This is a genomic window from Alcanivorax sp. HI0044 (assembly GCF_001634945.1).
This window is the reverse complement of the sequence record NZ_LWEZ01000502.1, coordinates 1-1,714: the sequence shown is the minus strand read 5'-3', so window position 1 is coordinate 1,714 and position 1,714 is coordinate 1. Positions and strand designations below refer to the sequence as shown.

The 1,714-nt window shown below is 59.4% G+C and carries 2 protein-coding genes; one reads left to right on the top strand and one right to left on the bottom strand.

Features of this window, described 5'->3' with window-relative positions; genetic code table 11:
- A partial coding sequence (locus A3730_RS05985; RefSeq protein WP_197477326.1) for a carbamoyltransferase N-terminal domain-containing protein occupies positions 1-486 on the bottom strand: 486 nt, incomplete at its 3' end.
- A 176-nt stretch (positions 487-662) separates the two neighbouring features.
- Between A3730_RS05985 and ilvD the strand changes: the two genes are divergently transcribed.
- A partial coding sequence (ilvD, locus tag A3730_RS05980; protein ID WP_082872273.1) for a dihydroxy-acid dehydratase occupies positions 663-1,714 on the top strand: 1,052 nt, incomplete at its 3' end.

Below are 1,714 nucleotides of genomic sequence, written 5' to 3'. Positions count from 1 at the left end.
CCCACCACCGTCACAGCTCAGGAAAAGGCCTTCATCCCAATCGGTGTAATACCAAGCCGCTGCCACATGACAATAGTGATGGTTGGCAAAATAAATCTCGGTTTTAGGCCCCACACCCAGCGCTTTTCGAAGCAAGCTCTGATCGATCAACGCCGTTTCATCCAGCCCGGTTTTGCGCATTTGCCCCGCCAGGTTCAGATCTCGTGTTGGCGCAGGCATCAACTTGCGTTTGAGCGTCTGTACCGGGTGGCTGGTCTTGCGAAACGTATGCTCCGGGATACGGGTACGCGTCAAGGCAACAACATCCACATCCTTGCGGGTTAGCCCTACAGCATCCAGCGCTTCATCAATGGAAGCCAGAGCAAAAAAACCGCCATCGTTCTTAATCCGGCTGACCCGCTCTTCCTTGCAGAAAGAAACCAGCTTCTCATCTCTGAATACAGCGGCGCCAGCATCGTGCCCTGTGTGGAGACCCAGTATTATCATTTTCATTCCTCTGTTGAACCGGAACCCGGCAAGCCATCCCGGCCTGCGGTCAAATAAACCGCCCATTCTACATACTCTAGCCGTTGGCTGAACCAGAGCAGACAACTTAGCGAAACCCCGTCATTACGGTACAATGCCCCCCCTTACGCCCTGTTTGCTGAATTCAAGAGGTTCCCATGCCGCAGTATCGCTCCCGTACCACCACCCATGGCCGCAATATGGCTGGCGCCCGTGCCCTGTGGCGCGCCACGGGCATGAAGGACGGGGACTTCGGTAAACCGATTATTGCCATCGCCAACTCCTTTACCCAGTTCGTGCCCGGGCACGTGCACCTGAAGGACATGGGCCAGCTGGTGGCCGGCGAGGTGGAGAAGGCCGGGGGGATCGCCAAGGAATTCAACACCATTGCGGTGGATGACGGCATTGCCATGGGCCACGACGGGATGCTCTATTCCCTGCCCAGCCGCGACATCATTGCCGATTCCGTGGAATACATGGTCAACGCCCACTGCGCCGACGCCATTGTCTGTATTTCCAACTGCGACAAGATCACCCCCGGTATGCTGATGGCCGCCATGCGCCTGAACATCCCGGTGATCTTCGTATCCGGCGGCCCCATGGAAGCGGGCAAGACCAAGCTGGCCGAGGGCAAGCTGGACCTGGTGGACGCCATGGTGATGGCCGCCGATGACAGCGTGGACGAAGAAACCCTGAATGAAGTGGAGCGCTCTGCCTGCCCCACCTGCGGCTCCTGTTCCGGCATGTTCACCGCCAACTCCATGAACTGCCTGACCGAAGCACTGGGCCTGTCCCTGCCCGGCAACGGCTCACTGCTGGCCACCCATGCCGACCGTCGCGAGCTGTTCCTGGAAGCCGGTCGCCGCATCGTGGATATCACCCGGCGCTATTACGAGCAGGACGAAGAGGCCTTGCTGCCGCGCAATATCGCCACGGTTAAGGCGTTTGAGAACGCCATGAGCCTGGATATCGCCATGGGCGGGTCCACCAACACCGTGCTGCACTTGCTGGCAGCGGCACTGGAAGGCGAAGTGGATTTCACCATGGAAGACATCGACCGCCTGAGCCGCAAAGTGCCGTGCCTGTCGAAAGTGGCCCCGGCCACCCAGAAATACCATATGGAAGACGTGCACCGCGCCGGCGGCGTCATGGGCATTCTCGGCGAGCTGGACCGGGCCGGCCTGCTCAACCGGGACATCCCCATGGTGCA